Consider the following 19,090-nt stretch of genomic DNA (forward strand, 5'->3'; position numbering starts at 1 on the left):
GTTAGGACTTTGCCCGGGCACGGTTAGACTTCGCGCGGTCGCCGGCGTTCAGGATGAGCTTGCGGATACGGATCGCATCCGGGGTAACCTCAACGCATTCGTCCTCACGGGCGAATTCGAGGGACTCTTCCAGAGTCAGGTTGCGCGGCGGGGTCATGTTCTCGAAGGTATCCGAGGAAGCTGCACGCATGTTGGTGAGCTGCTTTTCCTTGGTGATGTTCACGTCCATGTCATCGGCGCGTGAGTTCTCGCCAACGATCATGCCCTCGTAGACCTCGGAGGTCGGCTGCACGAAGAAGGACATGCGTTCCTGCAGCTTGATCATCGCGAACGGGGTGACGACGCCGGAACGGTCAGCCACGATCGAACCGTTGATGCGGTATTCGATCGGACCGGCCCACGGCTCGTAGCCCTCGGCCAACGAAGCGGCAATGCCTGCACCGCGGGTGTCGGTGAGGAAGCGGGTGCGGAAGCCAATCAGGCCACGTGCCGGAACCATGAACTCCATGCGGCACCAGCCGGTACCGTGGTTGGCCATGTTGGTCATGCGGCCCTTGCGGGCTGCCATCAGCTGGGTCACGGCGCCGAGGTATTCCTCGGGTACGTCGATGGTCATGTGCTCCATCGGCTCGTGCAGCTTGCCGTCGATCATCTTGGTAACAACCTGCGGCTTGCCGACGGTCAGCTCGAAGCCTTCACGACGCATCTGCTCAACGAGAATGGCCAGTGCCAATTCGCCACGGCCCTGGACTTCCCAGGCATCCGGGCGCTCGGTCGGAAGGATGTTCAGCGAAACGTTGCCGATCAGTTCCTTGTCAAGACGGTCCTTGACCTGGCGCGCGGTGACCTTGGCACCCTTGACCTTGCCGGCCAGCGGCGAGGTGTTGATACCGATGGTCATCGAGATTGCCGGCGGGTCCACGGTGATCAGCGGCAGCGGCTTCGGGTTTTCGATGTCGGTGAGGGTCTCGCCGATCATGATGTCTTCGATGCCGGCAACTGCGACGATCTCGCCCGGTCCAGCGGACTCCGCCGGGACGCGGGTCAGGCCCTTGGTGGCCAGCAGTTCGGTGATCTTCACGGTCTTGAGCTCGCCGTCCTGGCGGGCCCAGGCAACCTGCTGGCCCTTGCGCAGGGTGCCGTTGAAGATGCGCATCAGCGCCAGGCGACCCAGGAACGGGGAGGCGTCAAGGTTGGTGACGTGTGCCTGAAGGACTTCGCCCTCGGTGTAGGTCGGGGCCGGAACGTGCTTGATGATGGTCTCGAACAGCGGCTCGAGGTCCTCGTTGTCCGGCATGGTGCCGTCGGCGGGCTGGTTCACCGAGGCGAAACCGGCCTTGCCCGAGGCGAAGACGACCGGGACGTTGAGGATCTTGTCCAGGTCCAGGTCCGGAGCTTCGTCTGCCAGGTCGGAGGCCAGGCCCAGGAGCAGGTCCATGGAATCGGAGACGACGCCGTCGATGCGTGCATCGGGACGGTCGGTCTTGTTGACCACGATGATGACGGGCAGGTTGGCAACGAGTGCCTTACGCAGCACGAAGCGGGTCTGCGGCAGCGGACCCTCGGAAGCATCGACCAAAAGGACGACGCCGTCAACCATCGACAGGCCGCGCTCGACCTCGCCACCGAAGTCGGCGTGGCCGGGGGTGTCGATGATGTTCATGGTCATCTTGTGGCCGTTGGCGGCCGGACCGTCGTAGAACACGGTGGTGTTCTTGGCCAGGATGGTGATGCCCTTTTCGCGTTCCAGCTCGCCAGAGTCCATCACGCGGTCTTCGGTTTCACCGTGGCTGTCGAATGCACCGGTCTGCTGGAGCATTGCGTTGACCAAGGTGGTCTTGCCGTGGTCAACGTGCGCAACGATGGCTACGTTGCGCAGGTCTTCACGAGCGATGATGGTGGTATCTGACATGCGAAAAGGCTCACTTCTTCTAGAGAATTTGGGTCTCGGGGGTCGGGGCCACGACTGACCCAATTAACCATTCTAGTCCTAATGGGAAACCTGGTGTTAAACGTGCCTTATCTCACGCATGAACACTTGCTGGCGGGGCGCCGGGAGCTCCCCGCCCACAGCGTCCACGCAGCAAAGATTCACGCCTGATCCCACCGGAATATCGGTCCTGCGGCAACGCGCGATGCGGGGGTGTCCCCCGGCAACAAGAAGGGCGGTCCCGTGGATACCCAGGACCGCCCTGCCGTTCGCAACACCGCGTACCGGCGTCGCTGTTAGTAGTTGTCGGCGCCTAACCCAGCGGGTTCACCGGCCCGGCATGTGCCGGCGGTGCCGGAGGCGGCTGCTTGTGTTCCAACTTCTCCAGTGCCTTAGCTGCCGCATTGCGTCCACCCAGGCCGAATGCGAGGGCCGCGGCCAGTGCGCCGCCGATCACCACTGCGCCAAAGGCCATGTTGATGATGGAATCCGCAATGCCCATGTACTTCAGGCCCATGGCGATGAAGAGCGCAATCGTTGCCCACCGGATCACTGTCGCCGCCGTTCCCGGACCGACGATCGAGACGACGATGTTGGCGATCAGGAATCCTGCGGCGATGATCAGAGCGCCGAAGAGCACGTTGCCGCCAAGTGCCAAAATGTCGTTGAGGATGTTGGTGACTTCGGGGAAGTTCAGCTGACGTGCCGCCATGATGCCGAAGAACAGCATGATGGCGATCTTCACCAGTAGCGCGATGATGCCCGAGGCGCTCTTGTCGGCGGGAACGATCCCCCACTTGTGCACAACCGAATCGGTGCCGATTCCCTGCAACGTGCTTTCCAGGATCGTGCCGACAAACTTTGCGATGACGTAACCAATGGCCAGCAGGATCAGCGCGGCGATGATTTGCGGGATCGCGCTCATGATCATGGTCAGCATCTGCTGGGCCGGATCGGAGATTGCGGCGATGCCCAGCACCTGCAGCGCGCTGATGCCCACCACAATGATGATGATCGCGAAAAGCAGGTTTCCGATGATGGAAATGATCTTGGCGTTCTGTTGATGAGTGGCAACGGGATCGACTTCAGGCTGTCCCTTCTTGAACCTGGCAGTCAGCCTGCTGAAATCAACAGCGCCCAAAGCCGTGGTCACCAGCTGCCGCACAATCTTGGCGATCATGTAGCCGATGAAGAAGATGATGCCCGCACCGATGAGGTTCGGGATGAAGGCCATGACCTTGCCCAGCAGATCTTGAACCGGCGACAGGACCTCGGTAAGGGCGAAGACCTGCAAGATGGCGACCAGTCCAAAGAGCCAGATGATCAGTCCCGCAACCTTGCCCAGTGATTCCCCAAGTTGTTGCCCGTCATTCCCCTGACGTTGCAACCCCTTTACCCGCCCCACGAGTTTTCCAATGACCCACTTGACCAACTTGGCCAATAGCCAAGTCACCAGCAGGATTATTACGGCGATGGCGACCTTCTGCGCCATACCCGCCCAATCGAAACTTTCCATGTTCATGAGAAATCCTTCACTTGGTGGAAATGTACCTGAGAACCGCTGTCCTTTCCGATTAGTGTTCTGACTATAGGAAACATGCTTGGTGGCACTAAAACAACCAATGATTGCACCGGGGTCGCTGCGGTTTTAGCGGGTCCAAGCGATCAGTGATGCGGAATCGCCATAATTGGAGGCACCGCACGCAGCAGATGCTGCTTGCGGTATCCAGACCGTGACGAATCGAGTGTTTTTTGAATCGGAATTTGCCATCCGCCGGCCACCCGACAAGTTCTCTTGATCCAAGGACCCCACGCCCGCAATAAACCTGCTCCGTTCCGTGGAAAGCTCCACATGGACCGAGGCACTCAATGCACGGGCAGGTCAATTGCCACGCCCGCGTGCGGCCTCACTGCAATGGAGCAGTATCCCCGAAATTGTTGAAGTTCCGAATGCTGGGCCCCCTCCCCGCAGTGTTACCCACCGGCCGAAAAACTGATCAACGTTTTCGGAGCTCGACTCGGATCCCGAGGTCGCGAGATACCTTGGCGCAGGACGCGCGAAAACGTGACGACATCAAGGGCCTACATCTGAACGGAATAGCTGCAGCTGGCCACCAAGTTGGTGACACTCTGCTTCTGGGCTGGGTTCGTCGACGGCGGGTGGATAGGCTGGGTAAATGGCGACAGTTATTCTCGTGCGGCACGGCCGCTCCACCGCCAACGCGACCGGACTGCTGGCAGGTCGGGCAGTCGGCGTCGGCTTGGACCAGATCGGGCGGGACCAGGCGACCCTGACCGGAGAACGGCTCGCACCCGTGCCATTGGTTGGGGTGGTGTCGAGCCCTCTTGAGCGTTGTCGGCAGACCGCCCAGTTCATCCTTGATCGCCAGACCGGCGAGCCGTACGCGCCAGTCGACCTCGATCTCACAGAGTGCGACTACGGCCAGTGGCAGGGCCGTATGCTCAGTGATCTCGAGACCGAGGATTTGTGGCCGGCTGTCCAGTCGCAGCCGTCCTCCGTCGTCTTTCCGGGCGGTGAATCCCTGGCCGCGATGCAGGCCAGGTCAGTGGCAGCGATTCGACGCCACGATGCAGCATTCGAAGCCGAGCACGGGCCAGGGGCCGTGTGGGCGGCAGTGAGTCACGGTGACATCATCAAGTCGATCCTTGCTGACGCGCTCGGCATGCACCTTGACCTGTTTCAGCGTATCAACGTGGGTCCCGCCTCCATATCGATCGTGCGCTACGGCGCTAGTCGGCCGAGTGTCTACGCGACAAACACCGATGCGGGTGATCTGTCATGGTTGTCGAACGGCATCCGCTCTGGCGATGCGCCGGTGGGCGGCGGCGCAGGGCACAAGGCGCCATGAGGCTCATGGGCCTAGAATGACTGATATGCCCACAAGTGTTCACGATTTTTTCTGGCCTGATCGGGTCGTCGTTGGCGCCATTGGCGTGCCGGGGGCGCGTACGTTCTACCTGCAGGTGCGCGCACGGAAGCAGGTCGTGAGTATTGCCATGGAGAAACAGCAGTCCGCATTGCTCGCGGAGAAGATCGACGAAATTCTCGACCAGCTCATCACCGTCGAGGGCAACCGCTTCAGCGTTCCCACGGGTACTCCCGTTGAACTTGTCGACAACGACCCGCTCGAGGCCGTTGCGGAGCAGTTTCGCACCGGGGCCATGAGCTTGGGATGGGACCCAACCACGGCCCAGATCGTCATTGAGGCCCACCCCATCACCGATGACGGTCCCGATGCCGATGACAACGACGAAGCGCTTCAGGAGGACGGGGGCAACGAGACCGAAATGCTGCGCGTGCGAATGCCGGTCGGCACCGCCCGCGCATTCGCCAAGCGCACCCGCGAGATCGTGGGTGCTGGGCGTCCCATGTGCCCGCTCTGCGGATATCCCGTGGACGCTGATGGACACACCTGCACCCTTCCCGAAGTCTGATGCCAACACCTGACCTAGTGGCCGCCGAGCTGACGCTCACCGGCCGTATCACGACGGCTTCAAACGCCACGTTTCTCGGCAGCATCGGCGACGTGGCGGTCGTCTATAAGCCGATGGCAGGCGAAAGTCCGCTGTGGGATTTTCCCCGGGGAACGCTTGCCCACCGGGAGGTGGCCGCCTACCTGGTCTCTCAGGCCTTCGGCTGGGGCGTCGTGCCCCACACCTGGCTGCGCGATGGTCCGCTGGGCGAAGGAATGGTGCAGCTCTGGCAGGAGCAGGATCCCGCCCAAAACGCCGTGAACCTGATCGCGGCGGACCACATGCCGGAGACTGGTTGGAAACACGTTCTCCAGGGACGAGATGAGGACGGACGGATGGTCGCCCTCGTTCACGAAGACTCGCCGGCGCTCAGACGCATGGCGGTGTTCGACGTCATCGTCAACAACGCCGACCGCAAAGGCGACCACATCCTTGCCATGACTGACGGACACCGGCACGGCGTGGACCACGGGCTCACCTTTCACCGTGACCACAAGCTGCGCACGGTGCTGTGGGGATGGCTGGGAGACGCCCTGACCGCCGACGAAGTAGACGGCATAGATCGCGTCAGCGAAGGACTGCACGGGGATCTGGGCCGAAACCTGGCGGACTTGCTCAGCGCCGAAGAAATCGCATCGCTCGCCGCGCGCTGCGACCGGTTGCGCTCGGCAGGTCGGTTTCCGGCTCCGAGTGGTGAGATGTCGGCGGTACCCTGGCCGCTGTTCTAAGAGACGGCTACTGGCCGGCGAGCGGCGAAGCCGATCAAGTTGCCGAACTGCCTCCATACCAATGCTTCCAACGGGCGCGGTTCCCCCGGCGGAATGTGAAGAGCCACCGGGCATCCGTTGTTCTCGGGCAAACGCAGAAACGGCCCCGCTTGTCGAAACAAGTGGGGCCGCATCAGAAACACGAGCTCCTAGACGTTGAAGCGGAATTCCACCGGATGCGTCAATCATGCAACAATAGAAGGCATGAGTGCAACTCCAAATTATCGAGCGGCCCTGTATATGCGAGTTTCCCGCGATTTTACGGGCGAAGGATTAGCCGTTGAGCGGCAGCGCGAGGACTGCCTGCGCATTGCTGAGTCTCGCGGCTGGCGGGTCGTTGGTGAATACGTAGACAACTCGATTAGTGCCTATAACGTGAGCCGAAAACGCCCCGAGTATGAGCGGCTGGTCGCTGATTTCAACGCGGGCGCGTTCGATGCCCTGATCTGCTACGACTTGGACCGGCTAACGCGGCAGCCTCGGCAGCTGGAGGACTGGATCGACGCGGCCGAAGGTCAAGGGCTGGCCTTGGTCACTGCTAATGGTGAGGCTGATTTGCTGACTGATGCCGGCCGCATGTTTGCGCGTATCAAGGCGGCCGTGGCTCGGCAGGAGATGGACCGGAAAAGCGCTAGGCAGGCCCGGGCCGCCCGGCAGCGCTCGGAGAAGGGCCGCCCGCCCTTGGGAGTCCGTCTGATGGGCTATACGTCGCGTGGCGAACTTGTGGAGGATGAAGCGGCCGTGGTGCGGCGGATCTTTGAGCAGTTCGCCCATGGTGACTCACTGCGGGGAATTACCGCGGCGCTTGCAGCCGATAACGTGCCAACACGTCACGGCAACCCATGGCACCCCCGAACTGTCCGGGGCATCCTCACTAATCCGCGCTACGCCGGCCATGCGATTTATCGAGGTGAACGGACCGGGCAGCGCGGTAGCTGGGAGCCGTTAGTTTCTGAGGATGCTTTCGAGGCGATACAGGCGCGATTGTCGGATCCCCGCCGCCGATTGCAGCAGGGCACGGACAGGCAGCACCTCGGATCCGGTTTGTTCTTGTGCAGCAAGTGCGGCGGCTTCATGCAGTCATTCAGCCAAGCCCGGTATCGATGCCGTGTCTGCGGCTTCTCGCGGACTATGCCGGCCATTGATGAAGTGGTGGTGGAGCTGGTTCGGAGGGTGCTGGCACGGGCAGACTTTGGGGACCGGTTGGTCAAGAATGACCCTGAAGGCGAAAGGCTGGCTGCGGAAATTTTGGAGGTCCGCGCACGTCTTGCAACGTTCGAGGCTGATTACGATAACGGACTCATTGATGGGCAGCGATTCAAAACGGCAGCAGATAAGGCCCGGGCTGAGCTGGACCAACTGAATGGCCGGCTGGCGCGCCGTAGTTCTAGCGTATCTCTGAGCCATATTCTGCGGGCTGAGGATCCGGTGGCAGCCTATGACGCGGCCCCTCTGATGGTCCGGCGTGGAGTTATCGCCGCACTAATGACTGTTACCGTCTGCCCGGGCGTTAGGGGCCGTAAGGGCTTTGACCCCGACTCCCTGAAGATTGAGTGGAAGGACGGCGCGGTATGAGCTGGGACGGTGCGGAATGGGCCGGCCCCTTAGCCACTGAGATTCAGGTACTTGTGAGCGCTACTGCTCGGCCGGCCGGTGGCCGTCGCACAGTCCCGGTGCATGTGCAGTGTTCTGGTGGCCACGACACTAGAGCCCGCGTCCGTCTGGCGCTGGCAGGTGAGGGACTGAAGCTGGAGCCGCGCGGCGGGGAGATATTCACAGCTGTTGATGACGATGTAGCTGAAGAACTTTCTGAGATTGACCCGGAGACCCCGCCGCCGCTGCGCGTTCTGTGTCTGGATTGTGGTGCCGAAGGGCAGGGACTAGCGGTTCATAGGCTCTTAGAAATGACGCTGGAGGCTCTGGGCCGTTGGCTGGATCCGAATAAATCGCCCGGTCCGTTCCCGCGCTTCGTTTGGCCTAAAGCCTAAACGCTTAGGGTTAAGGTAATCTGTTTGCAGGTCCCCGGGCACCTTAGATCCGGACAGTACAGGGCTCCAATCGGAGAAGTAGCGCGATAGCTCCCGGTGAAGTAGGCACATTTGTTGTGCCCTCACCCGGGAGTTTTTTCATGTCCGAAGTACTGCAAGCTCGAGCGGCCCTTGGCAATGCAACGCGTCAAGGCGACCCCGAGAACATCGGCAACGCACGCCGGAACCTATCCGCGGCCAATATCGCGGCCTGTATCGAGAAGAACCTCGCGGCCGCTCCCCCGCTAACTGCTGAGCAGCTGGACAGACTGGCCGGTATGCTGCGCCCATTCGCTGGCGGCGCGTCCAAATGACCCCGCGCATGGAAACGGCCCCCACCGGGAAGGGCAGGGGCCGCAATCAACTAATAAATCATGTCTTGGCGACGCTTTCCACGATACCTGAGCGGGCCCCCGAGTTCATCCCCGAGCCCCCGGTATTCGGCAGCAGCGCGCAAATAGCAGCGCTCGCCGGTGGTGGTCTGTCGTGACGTGGCTAAAGCTCGGTGAAGAGTTCACCAAAGAGGCGGCTCGAGCGCGCTTGTCTGATGCTGCGTTTCGTACCCACGTTGAAGGGTTGGCCTATGCAGTTGACCGGGAAACGGACGGCACATTGGACCGGCGCGACGTTCGGCGGTTCGCTGAGACTGCGGATCCGGGCGCGGCCGTGGCTGAGTTGCTGGCGGCCGGCCTATGGCTGCGGACCGGACCGGATGATCTGCGGATCGTTCACCATATGCAGGAGCAGCCTTCGGCGGCCTATCTGACCAACAAACGGGCCAATGATGCACGCCGGCAGCGTCGAGCTCGTGAGCGGCAGGCATTGAAGGCCCAAGGGCTCACAGATGACGCGATCGAGGCGGAGCTGGCCGCCCGTGGGCTTGGCAAGGACATGCCGCCGGCGTTGTCTGAAGCGTCACGCGGTGAGTCACTGAGTGAGTCACGGCGTGACACCGTGGCTGTGTCACGCCGTGACAATACGCGTGACCCGGAACGGAACGGAACGGAGCGGAACGGACCGGTCCGGAACAGTAATTCTTTTGATGACAACCAACCAAAAAAACACGGAAACACTTGCAGCAGCTGCGTAGGCCGGGGCACGTCCAACGGCTGCACTGCCTGCGGGACCGTTGGCAGCTCGGATCCATGGCGGGACACAATGGCCGCGGAGATGCGCTGCACCGTGTTCGGCTGCGCGTCGCCGGTGACCCCATACACGCGGCGCACCTATGGCCAGTACTGCGAGCCGCACGGGCAAGAGCTCGGAGGCCGTGATGCGTGAGGAACGGGACCCTACGGACCTCGGCCTGTCGCCGGCCCCGGCTGAGCCCCCGAGTTCCCCCGGCCCAGTGCCGCATATCTGCGATAACGGCTGGCGCGGTGAAAACGAGCGCGGCGACGTGATCCCCTGCTACATCTGCAGGCCCTATCTGAAACGAGGTTACAAACGATGACTGGTACAACCGGCGAGCGCCAATTCTTCGAGGCTGGCGCGTGGAAGTTCTGTAGTGGCTGCGGTGAGGATAAGCCGCTCGAGGGGTATCAGCGGCAGGGCGGAACGCGGGACGGCCGGAAAAGTCGGTGCCGGGTGTGTGTTGCTGAGGTTAGCGCGATTTGGCGGGCGCGTAATCGGGCAGATATTCGGGTCAAGGCGGCGGAGTATCGGGCGCGGCCTGAGAACAAGGTGCGGGCGCGGGCTAACTCGGCCGCTTGGCGTAAACGGCAGGAGGCAAGCAAGTGAAGGATCCGGATTTTCACGGCCGTGCTAGGCAGCGCCGGCGAGCGCAGGCCGCTTTATGGATGCAGGAGCAGGCAGACACGGGGCGCACATACGGGGTGCGGCTGAGCATCGAGGAAATGCAAGCGGTGCTGAGCCCGGACAAGGCGCTGCAGCTGGCGGCCCGGCTGGTCACAGTGGCGGAGCGGGCCAAGGCCGCACAAGAGCAGGACACCTACGCGGAGAACGCACAACGAGAACGGCAGGTAGGCAGCAAGTGAGCGAAAAACGTTATGAAGCGAAGCCGGCGAGCAGCCGGCGGGCGCGTGCCGGCGTGTGGACGCTGCACAACGGCAGCGAGGTCGTCCCCGGTGTCCGATTACGTATCGAGGACAAACACGCTTGGCTAAGCCCGGAAAAAGCCTATGCGCTGGCGAACATGCTGGTGGACGCTGCGGAGCGCGCCGAAACTGCGCAACGAGACGGGGCGTGGCACAAGGACACGGATTAGCAGGCCCCCGGCCGGATGACTGGCCACAAAAACGGAATGAGGCCCGGAGACGGGCGCACAGCGATTAGACAAGGAAAACAAAAGATGAGCAACACAAACGAGAACGCGCTCGAGCTGCGTGTGGCAGCCGGCGACGCGGCCGGGCTAGTGCGCGCCATGCAGTCCAACGACGGGGCCGGCGTGGCCGGGCTACTGTCTGCCATGGATCCCAAAGAGCTACAAGCGCTAACACTGGCGCTCGCCGGTATGGTGCCAATGGCTTGGCGTGCTGCATATCGGGCCGGAGTGCGGTTCGGATCCCTGAACGTCCCGGATCACGAGCTGGACGAGTTCGGGGCCTCGGAAGATTTGGCCGGCCTGTCCGCTGCGGAGCTGACCGGGTACCTGTCGGCCATGGCTAAAGAATCGCGACGTTCGAGCTAGTCTTGGTCCTAGCGCGACTAGTTCAGCAGCTGGCCAAGGCCAAGAACGAGGATCCCGGGCACGGGACAAGTTCAAGGAGCCCCCGCCGTTGGCTGAAGGCGACGCGCTAGGACTTTCCAGCCGCCGGTATTCAATCCGCGCCGCTAGGTACCGACGTTTTAGGCCCTGCTATAGGTCCGCCGCCCTGTCTTGCACCGGGGCCGCTATTCCATACCGGGCCGTATTCACATTCATTTTTTGCCGTTCCCATGGGTGAGCTATCCCCATTTGTGGACGGCGCTAATCGTTAGGAAAAACGATGCACAAGGAAAAGCTAGAGAAGCTGAAGGCAGCAGCGTTGAAGAGCGCGCAGGAGGCTAAGGGCATTGCAACCAAGGCCGGCGACGAAAAGCGGGATCTGACCGCCTCGGAGCGGTTCGCCTATGATGCGGCCATGAAGTCCGCGGAGGACGGGCTGAAGCAGTACAAGGAGCTCGAGCGTGATGCTGATATTCATGCGCAGGCCAAGGCACTGGCGGATGAAATCGGCGGTGCCCCGGGCAAGAAGGCCGCCGGCCCGGTAGGCCGCAAGGCTTGGGGCCGCGCCGGCGTAAAGTCGGTGCGTGCCGCTATGGGCCGCGCTGACGGCTCCAAGGCCCTTGTGTCTGGATCCGTGACAATGTCTAACCCTGTCTCTGATGGTGTGGCCCCGCTGGGTGCCGTGCCAACCTCGGTGCTGGACCTGCTGCGCGGTGAGCCGGCCGGGGGTCTGTCTGATGAGGACTACGGCCGCGAACTGTCAGGCTACAAGCCACGGCAGGAATCTACGGAGCAGGCCGAAAACGGAATCATGAACGGCGACGGTGGCAGCGGTAACGCGTACACCTACCTGCGCCAGACTGTTCGTGATTCCAAGGCGGCCCCGGTTGCTGACGGTGTGCTGAAGCCGACCTCGGTTTACACCATTGAGGAAATCGAGGACCGTTACCGCGTTATCGCTCACCTGTCGGAGCCTATCCCGCAGCGCTACTTCCACGATGACAAGAACCTAGGCGACTTCCTAGCCAATGAAATGGGCTACGGTTTGCAGCGGGCCGTGGAATTGCAGGCGCTGAGCGGTGACGGTACCGGGGAAAACATGACCGGTATTCTGTCCACTTCGGGGCACCTGTCGCAGGCGTGGACCTCTGACCTGCTGACCACGCTGCGTAAGGCTATGACCGCCTTGCAGGTTACCGGTGTGGATCCTACCGCGCTGGTACTGCATCCTACGGACGCTGAGCGTCTGGACTTGCTGCGTGAAGGTGTGGCCACCGGTAAGTACCTACTGGGGGATCCGGCAGCGGAGGCCGTGCGCACGCTGTGGACTATCCCGCGCGTGACCTCGGTGGCCGTGGCCGCTGGTACTGCGGTACTCGGTGACTGGGCAGCTGCGCAGGTAGTCACTCGTCAGGAGGCCGTGCTGAACGTAGACACCGGCGGCGCACTGTTCGATAAGAACCAAGTTAAGCTGCGCGTTGAGACTCGCGCCGGCCTAGCTATCAAGCAGCCGGGCGCGTTCGTGGAGATCGATATTGCGGAGCCTGTCGTTCCGTAGCGCTTCGGGCATCTGACACCACGGCCGGCCGCCCTTCCACGGGTTGCCGGCCGTTGCTTTCTCCCCCCGGGGGTATGGGGGTCGAAATCTCTACCACCGGCCCCAGCCCGAGTTAGGTTCCGGCAAGAGATTCTCCCCCTCCGCGACTTTTTGCCCACCTCGCGCGCGTGCGCGGGAGGGCTGATGCTGTCAAACACTCATAGACAAGGACGGTTTCACGATGGACGAATTGCAGCGAGACGCGCTCGAGCGGACAATCTTGGCCGGCGTTCGTCGTGGCGTGCTGAAGCTGGAGGAAGACGCGGCCCTGCTGGCGCTCTGCCGGATGCTTGCGGACCAAATGGACAACGAGGCCGCCGACAACGACGAGGGCCCAAGTACTCGGCTATCTGCGGCGTACCTGTCCGCGCTGAAGGACCTACAACGGGCGCTGGGCCGGGAGAAAGAGAAAAGCCAGAAGGGCAGCAAGCTCGCACACCTGCGGGCCGTGCATAGCGTAAAGGATGCAGGATGAACGAGAACGAAAACGAGGCCGGCCCCGAGTCCACCGCGCAGACGCTGGCCCGGCTTGAAAGAAAAATTGACGAGCTGGCCCTCACCCTCGGCGGTGTGGTGGCCCTGCTGAACATGATGGACAATTAGACAGACTGAAAGCCCCGGCGAAAAATATCCCGCCGGGGCCTTCGTCATGAGTGCCCCGAGTCCATCCCGGGGCCGCTGCCTAGTTGCTGCGGGCCTTAGCCACGGCCGCCTGTAGTGCTTCGATGAGTTCGTCTGCTTCGTCCGGTGTGAGCATGTCCGCTGAAACGGTGATGATCGTTTCATCTTCGGTGGTCGATAGTCCCACGGTGAAAGATTCGGCGCTCGCCGTGGTCGTGGTGGTGGTGTTCATTGTTGGATCCTCTCGTTGGTGTTTCATTTGGTGGCCGGTGCCCCGAGTGCCCCCGGGTGTGTGGTGTCTAGTAGTGGGGCCCTGCGGGCCTAGCGGAGCCCTGAAGGGCGCAGGGTTAGTTGCTGTCCCTCTCCCCATAGCTCCACGTTCGCCCCAAACCCCGTCAACCGTCATTTGGAGTAGCACCGATGGCCCGCCCTCCAAATGAGAGCGAGCGAAGGTGGAACCGGTGCCATTGGCCATTGGCATCGGTGCCCCGGCGGTTCGAGGCTTAACGTTGATATATTTACCGCGCCGACTCTGGTTATGCGCTAGATCAGCAGGAACGCGCTGGGAAGATACCCAATAGCGGGCCACGGTGGCAGGACTGCCTAGGAGGGCTGAGAATTGCCCCGCCGCCGTGACCACTATTCGGCAGCTTCACCTATGGGTGAAGTGCCGGGCCGGCTAAGTCATGGCCGGGACTAGTAGAGCGGCTGGCAGGTGCAGCAGGACGAGGGCAAGGCCGGTGGCCGTGGTGCCTAGGATGAGGCGGACGGCTGCGCGGGTGACGTAGTAAGCGCGGTTATACATTGGATCCGCCCCCGAGAATGTACTCGAACGCCGGCGCGTATTCGCGGACGTAGTCTGCGGGGCCGTTTGGATCCGCGTCGACCCATGCGTATAGGTTGACGGCTTGTGCCCCGGGGATGCTGGCGACAAGTACCCGCGTATGCTGCGGAAGGCTGGCCGGCTTAGAATTTGTGGCAATGCCCTCGATGGGCTGGAAGGTGGCGCGGAGCGCTGTGAGCGCGTACCGGGCGTTGCTGCTTTCCATTGAGTCGGTGCAGCTGTTAAGGTTAGACATGCGTGGCCTCTTCTTAGTCGTGGGCCGATACGCCAAAGCCCCGGCGACGCGCTAACGTCGGCCGGGGCCTTTTCTAAAGTGTTCGGCCCCTTGTTTGGGCCGGTGGATCTTTCTTACTTGTTGCCTGATCCTGTTGCATTGAATCGGAACTCCACGACGTCGCCGTCCTTCATGATGTATTCCTTGCCTTCGATGCGTGCCTTGCCGGCGGACTTGGCCGCAGCGACGGATCCGGCCTCGACCAATTCCTCGAAACCGAAGACCTCGGCCTTGATGAAGCCGCGCTGGAAGTCGGTGTGGATCACGCCGGCTGCCTCCGGTGCGGTGGCACCCTTGGCGATGGTCCAGGCACGGGTTTCCTTCGGACCTGCGGTCAGGTAGGTCTGCAGTCCCAGGGTGTCGAAGCCCACCCGGGCGAGTTTGTCCAGGCCGGACTCGGTGTAGCCGGCGTCCTCCAGCATTTCCTCGGCCTCTTCCTCGGTCAGCTCGGCCAGTTCGGACTCAAACTGCGCATCAAGGAAGATGGCCTCGGCCGGGGCGACCAGGGCGGACAGCTCGGCCTGCATTTCGGTGTTGGCCAGGCCCTCTTCGTCGGTGTTGAACACGTAGATGAACGGCTTGGTGGTCATCAGCTGCAGCGGGGCCAGCTCGTCGATGTCGATTCCGGCGGCCTTGCCGGCGGAGTAAAGCGTCTTGCCCTCTTCAAGGACCTTCTGCGCGGCCTTGACCGTCTCGATGAAGGAGGCCTCGATCTTCTTGGCGCGCAGTTCCTTCTCGAGGCGCGGCATTTGGTTCTCGATGGTCTGCATGTCGGCGAGGATCAGCTCGGTGGCGATCGTCTCGATGTCCGAGGCCGGATCGACCTTGCCGTCGACGTGGATCACGTCGGGGTCCGAGAACGCGCGCGTCACCTGGCAGATGGCCTCGGCTTCGCGGATGTTGGCCAGGAACTTGTTGCCCAGGCCTTCACCCTCGGAGGCACCCTTGACGATGCCGGCGATGTCCACGAAGGACACGGTTGCCGGAAGGATGCGCTCGGAGCCAAAGATCCCGGCGAGCACCTTCAGGCGCGCATCGGGCAACGGCACGACACCCACATTGGGTTCGATGGTCGCGAACGGGTAGTTGGCCGCGAGGACCTGCGCGCGGGTAAGAGCATTGAACATTGTTGACTTGCCGACATTGGGCAGTCCGACGATTCCGATTGTAAGAGCCACGGGAATAGAGTCTACCGTCCAAAATCGTGGGTGGGTGCTGGCATGGTTTGTGTCATGGATGCTTTGGTGTGGGTTGCGGCCCTTTGCTCGCTGGTCGTGGGATTCATTTTGGGTGTCGGCGCGTGGTGGTTCGTGAACCGCGCACCGCTCGCTGCCGCACGTGCGCAGGCCGTGGTTGAGCGCGATGAGCTGGCACAGACCGCGCAACTGTTGGCAGGGGCCCAGGCCCAGGTGGCGGAATTGCGCGAGCGGGTCACCGAGGACCGTGTGCGCGGTAGCCAGGACCAGGCGGTGCTCCAGGCCCTGGCGCCGGTCGCCGAACAACTGCGCCGGGTAGGCGCGCAGGTCTCGACGCTGGAGCGGGACCGGGTGGAGCAATTCGGCCAGCTCAGCGAGCAGCTGGTGCAGGCCGCCCACAACGACTCCGAGCTCTTGCGCACCACCGGTTCGCTGGCCGCCGCGCTGGGCAACAATGCCGCACGCGGCACCTGGGGCGAGCTGCAATTGCGCCGCGTCGTCGAAGCCGCCGGCATGTTGGCCCACGTCGACTTCAGCGAACAACTGCGCACTTCCGAGGGACTGCGTCCCGACATGGTGGTTCGGCTGCCGGGAAACGAGATGATCGTGCTGGACTCCAAGGTCCCGCTGGCTGCCTACCTGAAGGCCCAGGAGCTCTCGGCGGCCTCGGATGCCGCCTCGCGCGCCAGGGCCAGGGAGCAGATGCAGGAGCATTCCAAGGCGCTGCGCCGGCACGTCGACGCCCTGGCCGCCAAGTCCTACTGGAATGCCGTGGACGGCAGCCCCGAGCTGGTGGTGTGTTTCCTGCCGGCCGAATCCTTCCTTGCCGACGCGCTGGACGCGGATCCGGCGCTGCTGGACCATGCCTTCGGCAAGAACGTCGCCTTGGCGTCCCCCGCGACGTTGCTGGCCATGCTCAAGGGGCTGGCGTTCGCGTGGCGGCAGGAGCTATTGACCCAGAACGCGCGCGAACTGTTTGTGCAGTCCCGTGAGCTGTACGAACGGCTCGGGACCATGGGCGGGCACGTGTCGAAGCTGGGTGCTTCGCTGCGCGGCAGCGTGGAGAAGTACAACGCGTTCGTCGGCGCCCTGGAATCCCGGGTCTTGCCCAGCGCCCGGCGCATCAGGGACCTGGATCCGGGGCTCGGTTCCGAACACGATCCGGCCGCGGCGCTGCACGGCCTCCCGGTCATCGAGGCGACACCGCGGGCGCTCGGAGCCGGTGAGCTGCTCGATGCGGCCGACGCCGATGCGCTCGGGACTGCTGCATCCGGTGTGCTGCCGTTGACCCGGCGAGACGCGCGGGACTGAGCGCGCCGGGCCGGCGGGGATCCGCAACTGCCTGCGCGCGTGGGGACACGTCGGAAGGCGCGGAGGCGACCGTGCTGGTTGACGACCGTGCTGGTTGACGGCCGTGCTGGTGAGGCAGCTGTGATGGTTAAAGCCGTGGCGCGGAACCCCCGCCACTGGAGGTGGGGGTTCCGCGCCACGAGTCCGGGTACGGCCCTCTTGCGGGAGCCGTGCGGGAAGCTAGCTGCTGATGTCCGACTTGGTGATGCGGCCGCCCGGGCCGCGGGAGTCGTCGCCGGCCTCCTTGAGCTTGGCGCGGATCTCCTTGGGCAGCGAGAAGAGGATGTCTTCCTGCGCCGTGGTGACTTCCTCGACGGTGCCATAGCCGTACTCGGCCAACAGGGCCAGCACATCGCGCACCAGGACCTCGGGCACCGAGGCGCCGGAGGTCACCCCGACGGTCGCCACGCCCTCGAACCAGGTCTCGTCGACCTCCGAGGCATAGTCCACGCGGTAGGCGGCCTTCGCCCCGTATTCCAGGGCCACCTCGACCAGGCGCACCGAGTTCGACGAGTTCGAGGAACCTACGACGATGACCAGTTCGCTCTGCGGGGCCACTGCCTTGATCGCTGCCTGGCGGTTGGTCGTCGCGTAGCAGATGTCGTCGCTGGGCGGATCCTGCAGGTTGGGGAAGCGGGCGCGCAGGCGTCGCACAGTCTCCATGGTTTCGTCCACGCTCAGGGTGGTCTGCGAGAGCCAGATGAGCTTGTCGGGGTTCTTGACCTCGATGGTGTCGGCCTCGTCGGGGTTGTTCACGATCTGCGTGTGCTCCGGCGCCTCGCCGTAGGTGCCCTCGACCTCTTCGTGGCCTTCGTGCCCGATCAGCAGGATCTCGTAGTCGTCCTTGGCGAAGCGGACGGCCTCCTTGTGCACCTTGGTGACCAGCGGGCAGGTGGCGTCGATGGTGCGCAGGTTGCGGTCCGCGGCGGACTGCACCACTGCCGGGGAAACGCCGTGGGCGGAGAAGACGACCAGTGCGCCCTCGGGCACCTCCTCGTTTTCCTCCACGAAGATGGCGCCGCGCGCCTCAAGGGTGGAGACCACGTGCAGGTTGTGCACGATCTGCTTGCGCACGTAGACCGGCGCGCCGTAGTGCTCCAACGCCTTTTCCACCGCGATGACGGCTCGGTCGACGCCGGCGCAGTAGCCGCGCGGGGCAGCCAGGAGCACATTGCGCTGTCCCGCCACCGGTGCTGCGGCGGCGATGTCGGCCGGTGTGCGACGGGTTCGCGGGATCTTGGGCATCGGAAGGGAGACCTGAACGGTGGAACTGGTAGCCATGGGTCCAAGTCTACTGGGGCGGGCAAATTCGGGGGTGTGGATTCAGCCACCGGCCTAGCCGCGGCGCGGGGCCCGATGCGCGGCCAGGCCGGCCACGGTGGCCCACCCGATTCCCGCGATCACCAGCACGATGCCGCCGCCGCCAAGGATCGCGGCGAATCTCCCGACCTCTTCCTCCAGTGCGCCCAGCAGCCTGCCGGTGACCAAGCTCTCCACGCCGGCTCCCTGTGCCGGGGCGATGACCGGTCCGAGGACGGCGAACCACAGGCGCGCCGCGCCGCCCAGTGCCAGGGCCGTGCACCCGGCGGCGAACACCGCCCATGGCCGCCCGCCCCGGGTGGCCAGCAGCAACCCGGCCGCCGCCGCAACCACTGCCCCGGCCAACAGCCAGGGCCAGCCGCGCGCCACGGCCAGCCAGGTGTTCAGGGTTGGGGTTGGCAGCTGTTGGGCGTCGGGCCAGCCGGTCTCCAGGACCGCCGGCGGCATCGAGACCTCGGTGGGCAGCAGGGCGCCGAGCACCGAGCCCTCGAGGGATGTTTGCAGCGTGTCCCATCCGCTGCCCAGCAGCGGGGCCAGGTCAAGGCGCAGCGTGACCTGCTCGGCGCCCTTCGCTTCGGCCATGCGGGCGGTGAAGTCGGCCCTGGCCTCTTCGATGGTCTGTTCCCACGCGCCGGGGAATCCAGGGTCGTCGAGCATCGCTGCACCGGCGGCGGCGATGGCGTTTTGCAGCGCGCCGGCCAGCTGCGGGGGCACCGCGGCGCCCCCGGTGATCCGCTCTTCCAACGCGGCGCCGAGTTCATCGGGCAGCACCTGGCGCAGCTGGGGGTCGGTGGCCAGCGGGCTCAGGATGCGCTGGAGCGGTTCCGGGGTGTGAACCACGGTGGTGGCCGCGGACCCGAGCAGCGACCCGGCGCCCAGCAGCACGGCGAGCATCAGCAGGACGATGGCGAGGATGTTGCGGGCGGCTGTTGCGATTCTCACGTTGCTCCTGCTGGTTCGGCGCCGGGGCGGGGGCGCGTGTGCCCGGCGGCAGCGTTTTG

20 protein-coding genes are annotated in these 19,090 nt (G+C 63.6%); 13 read left to right on the forward strand and 7 right to left on the reverse strand.

Going from position 1 to position 19,090, the window contains the following annotated elements; all coding sequences use genetic code 11:
* Position 1: 1 nt before the first annotated feature.
* Complete coding sequence (gene typA, locus ABD687_RS05895; RefSeq protein WP_264270918.1) at positions 2 to 1,912, reverse strand: translational GTPase TypA; 1,911 nt, start codon at positions 1,910 to 1,912, stop codon at positions 2 to 4.
* Between the two features lie 331 nt (positions 1,913 to 2,243).
* Entirely contained in the window at positions 2,244 to 3,452 is a 1,209-nt protein-coding gene (locus ABD687_RS05900) for a mechanosensitive ion channel (RefSeq protein ID WP_264270917.1), read from the reverse strand.
* A gap of 655 nt (positions 3,453 to 4,107) precedes the next feature.
* On the opposite strand from ABD687_RS05900, the gene ABD687_RS05905 reads away from it, so the two are divergent.
* The 12 genes from ABD687_RS05905 (at position 4,108) to ABD687_RS05960 (ending at position 13,087) form a co-directional block, all read left to right on the forward strand.
* A complete protein-coding gene (locus ABD687_RS05905) occupies positions 4,108 to 4,800 on the forward strand; it encodes a histidine phosphatase family protein (protein ID WP_264270916.1) in 693 nt (230 codons plus the stop codon).
* 25 nt (positions 4,801 to 4,825) lie between these two features.
* Entirely contained in the window at positions 4,826 to 5,386 is a 561-nt protein-coding gene (locus ABD687_RS05910; protein WP_264270915.1) for a DUF3090 domain-containing protein, read from the forward strand.
* On the forward strand, positions 5,386 to 6,153 hold the full coding sequence (locus ABD687_RS05915; protein ID WP_302265520.1) for an SCO1664 family protein: 768 nt from the start codon (positions 5,386 to 5,388) through the stop codon (positions 6,151 to 6,153). The genes ABD687_RS05910 and ABD687_RS05915 overlap by 1 nt, the downstream gene beginning before the upstream one ends.
* Positions 6,154 to 6,396: 243 nt before the next feature.
* Positions 6,397 to 7,767 (forward strand): recombinase family protein, encoded by a 1,371-nt coding sequence (locus tag ABD687_RS05920; protein WP_310292811.1) that lies wholly within the window; start codon positions 6,397 to 6,399, stop codon positions 7,765 to 7,767.
* Between the two features lie 553 nt (positions 7,768 to 8,320).
* Positions 8,321 to 8,533 (forward strand): hypothetical protein, encoded by a 213-nt coding sequence (locus tag ABD687_RS05925; protein ID WP_310292808.1) that lies wholly within the window; start codon positions 8,321 to 8,323, stop codon positions 8,531 to 8,533.
* Positions 8,534 to 8,705: 172 nt separating this feature from the next.
* The gene (locus tag ABD687_RS05930) at positions 8,706 to 9,500 is read left to right on the forward strand and encodes a hypothetical protein (protein ID WP_310292804.1); all 795 of its coding nucleotides are present in this window, start codon (positions 8,706 to 8,708) and stop codon (positions 9,498 to 9,500) included.
* A 518-nt stretch (positions 9,501 to 10,018) separates the two neighbouring features.
* Positions 10,019 to 10,216: a hypothetical protein gene (locus ABD687_RS05935; protein ID WP_310292801.1), complete on the forward strand. Its 198-nt coding sequence runs from the start codon at positions 10,019 to 10,021 to the stop codon at positions 10,214 to 10,216.
* On the forward strand, positions 10,213 to 10,446 hold the full coding sequence (locus ABD687_RS05940; RefSeq protein ID WP_310292798.1) for a hypothetical protein: 234 nt from the start codon (positions 10,213 to 10,215) through the stop codon (positions 10,444 to 10,446). The genes ABD687_RS05935 and ABD687_RS05940 overlap by 4 nt, the downstream gene beginning before the upstream one ends.
* 84 nt (positions 10,447 to 10,530) lie before the next feature.
* Complete coding sequence (locus ABD687_RS05945; protein WP_310292796.1) at positions 10,531 to 10,869, forward strand: hypothetical protein; 339 nt, start codon at positions 10,531 to 10,533, stop codon at positions 10,867 to 10,869.
* A gap of 298 nt (positions 10,870 to 11,167) precedes the next feature.
* Positions 11,168 to 12,445 carry a phage major capsid protein gene (locus ABD687_RS05950; RefSeq protein WP_310292794.1) on the forward strand — a complete coding sequence of 426 codons (1,278 nt, stop codon included), beginning with the start codon at positions 11,168 to 11,170 and terminating at the stop codon, positions 12,443 to 12,445.
* A gap of 220 nt (positions 12,446 to 12,665) precedes the next feature.
* On the forward strand, positions 12,666 to 12,959 hold the full coding sequence (locus ABD687_RS05955; RefSeq protein WP_310292792.1) for a hypothetical protein: 294 nt from the start codon (positions 12,666 to 12,668) through the stop codon (positions 12,957 to 12,959).
* On the forward strand, positions 12,956 to 13,087 hold the full coding sequence (locus ABD687_RS05960) for a hypothetical protein (RefSeq protein ID WP_310292790.1): 132 nt from the start codon (positions 12,956 to 12,958) through the stop codon (positions 13,085 to 13,087). Before ABD687_RS05955 ends, ABD687_RS05960 begins: the two co-directional genes overlap by 4 nt.
* A gap of 79 nt (positions 13,088 to 13,166) precedes the next feature.
* Here ABD687_RS05960 and ABD687_RS05965 read toward each other — a convergent pair whose 3' ends face one another.
* The 3 genes from ABD687_RS05965 to ychF all read right to left on the reverse strand — a co-directional run bounded on the left by ABD687_RS05965 (position 13,167) and on the right by ychF (position 15,401).
* A complete protein-coding gene (locus tag ABD687_RS05965) occupies positions 13,167 to 13,337 on the reverse strand; it encodes a hypothetical protein (RefSeq protein ID WP_310292788.1) in 171 nt (56 codons plus the stop codon).
* A 565-nt stretch (positions 13,338 to 13,902) separates the two neighbouring features.
* On the reverse strand, positions 13,903 to 14,184 hold the full coding sequence (locus tag ABD687_RS05970; protein WP_310292786.1) for a hypothetical protein: 282 nt from the start codon (positions 14,182 to 14,184) through the stop codon (positions 13,903 to 13,905).
* A 113-nt stretch (positions 14,185 to 14,297) separates the two neighbouring features.
* Complete coding sequence (gene ychF, locus ABD687_RS05975; RefSeq protein WP_310292783.1) at positions 14,298 to 15,401, reverse strand: redox-regulated ATPase YchF; 1,104 nt, start codon at positions 15,399 to 15,401, stop codon at positions 14,298 to 14,300.
* A 54-nt stretch (positions 15,402 to 15,455) separates the two neighbouring features.
* On the opposite strand from ychF, the gene ABD687_RS05980 reads away from it, so the two are divergent.
* Entirely contained in the window at positions 15,456 to 16,730 is a 1,275-nt protein-coding gene (locus ABD687_RS05980; protein WP_310292780.1) for a DNA recombination protein RmuC, read from the forward strand.
* Between the two features lie 219 nt (positions 16,731 to 16,949).
* Here the strand turns inward: ABD687_RS05980 and ABD687_RS05985 are convergent, their stop codons facing one another.
* Both ABD687_RS05985 and ABD687_RS05990 read right to left on the reverse strand, forming a co-directional pair.
* Positions 16,950 to 18,050 carry a 4-hydroxy-3-methylbut-2-enyl diphosphate reductase gene (locus ABD687_RS05985; protein ID WP_264270911.1) on the reverse strand — a complete coding sequence of 367 codons (1,101 nt, stop codon included), beginning with the start codon at positions 18,048 to 18,050 and terminating at the stop codon, positions 16,950 to 16,952.
* Positions 18,051 to 18,104: 54 nt separating this feature from the next.
* Positions 18,105 to 19,031 (reverse strand): hypothetical protein, encoded by a 927-nt coding sequence (locus tag ABD687_RS05990; protein WP_310292778.1) that lies wholly within the window; start codon positions 19,029 to 19,031, stop codon positions 18,105 to 18,107.
* Positions 19,032 to 19,090 lie beyond the last annotated feature (59 nt).

The organism is Paeniglutamicibacter sulfureus (assembly GCF_039535115.1).
In the GTDB taxonomy this organism is placed as follows: Bacteria; Actinomycetota; Actinomycetes; order Actinomycetales; family Micrococcaceae; genus Paeniglutamicibacter; species Paeniglutamicibacter sulfureus.

Excerpts from the sequence above, each read along its gene's own strand:
- typA (WP_264270918.1), bottom strand. The coding sequence starts at position 1,912 with ATGTCAGATACCACCATCATCGCTCGTGAAGACCTGCGCAACGTAGCC.
- ABD687_RS05900 (WP_264270917.1), bottom strand. The coding sequence starts at position 3,452 with ATGAACATGGAAAGTTTCGATTGGGCGGGTATGGCGCAGAAGGTCGCC.
- ABD687_RS05905 (WP_264270916.1), top strand. The coding sequence starts at position 4,108 with ATGGCGACAGTTATTCTCGTGCGGCACGGCCGCTCCACCGCCAACGCG.
- ABD687_RS05910 (WP_264270915.1), top strand. The coding sequence starts at position 4,826 with ATGCCCACAAGTGTTCACGATTTTTTCTGGCCTGATCGGGTCGTCGTT.
- ABD687_RS05915 (WP_302265520.1), top strand. The coding sequence starts at position 5,386 with ATGCCAACACCTGACCTAGTGGCCGCCGAGCTGACGCTCACCGGCCGT.
- ABD687_RS05920 (WP_310292811.1), top strand. The coding sequence starts at position 6,397 with ATGAGTGCAACTCCAAATTATCGAGCGGCCCTGTATATGCGAGTTTCC.
- ABD687_RS05925 (WP_310292808.1), top strand. The coding sequence starts at position 8,321 with ATGTCCGAAGTACTGCAAGCTCGAGCGGCCCTTGGCAATGCAACGCGT.
- ABD687_RS05935 (WP_310292801.1), top strand. The coding sequence starts at position 10,019 with ATGCAGGAGCAGGCAGACACGGGGCGCACATACGGGGTGCGGCTGAGC.
- ABD687_RS05945 (WP_310292796.1), top strand. The coding sequence starts at position 10,531 with ATGAGCAACACAAACGAGAACGCGCTCGAGCTGCGTGTGGCAGCCGGC.
- ABD687_RS05950 (WP_310292794.1), top strand. The coding sequence starts at position 11,168 with ATGCACAAGGAAAAGCTAGAGAAGCTGAAGGCAGCAGCGTTGAAGAGC.
- ABD687_RS05955 (WP_310292792.1), top strand. The coding sequence starts at position 12,666 with ATGGACGAATTGCAGCGAGACGCGCTCGAGCGGACAATCTTGGCCGGC.
- ABD687_RS05960 (WP_310292790.1), top strand. The coding sequence starts at position 12,956 with ATGAACGAGAACGAAAACGAGGCCGGCCCCGAGTCCACCGCGCAGACG.
- ABD687_RS05965 (WP_310292788.1), bottom strand. The coding sequence starts at position 13,337 with ATGAACACCACCACCACGACCACGGCGAGCGCCGAATCTTTCACCGTG.
- ABD687_RS05970 (WP_310292786.1), bottom strand. The coding sequence starts at position 14,184 with ATGTCTAACCTTAACAGCTGCACCGACTCAATGGAAAGCAGCAACGCC.
- ABD687_RS05980 (WP_310292780.1), top strand. The coding sequence starts at position 15,456 with ATGGATGCTTTGGTGTGGGTTGCGGCCCTTTGCTCGCTGGTCGTGGGA.
- ABD687_RS05985 (WP_264270911.1), bottom strand. The coding sequence starts at position 18,050 with ATGGCTACCAGTTCCACCGTTCAGGTCTCCCTTCCGATGCCCAAGATC.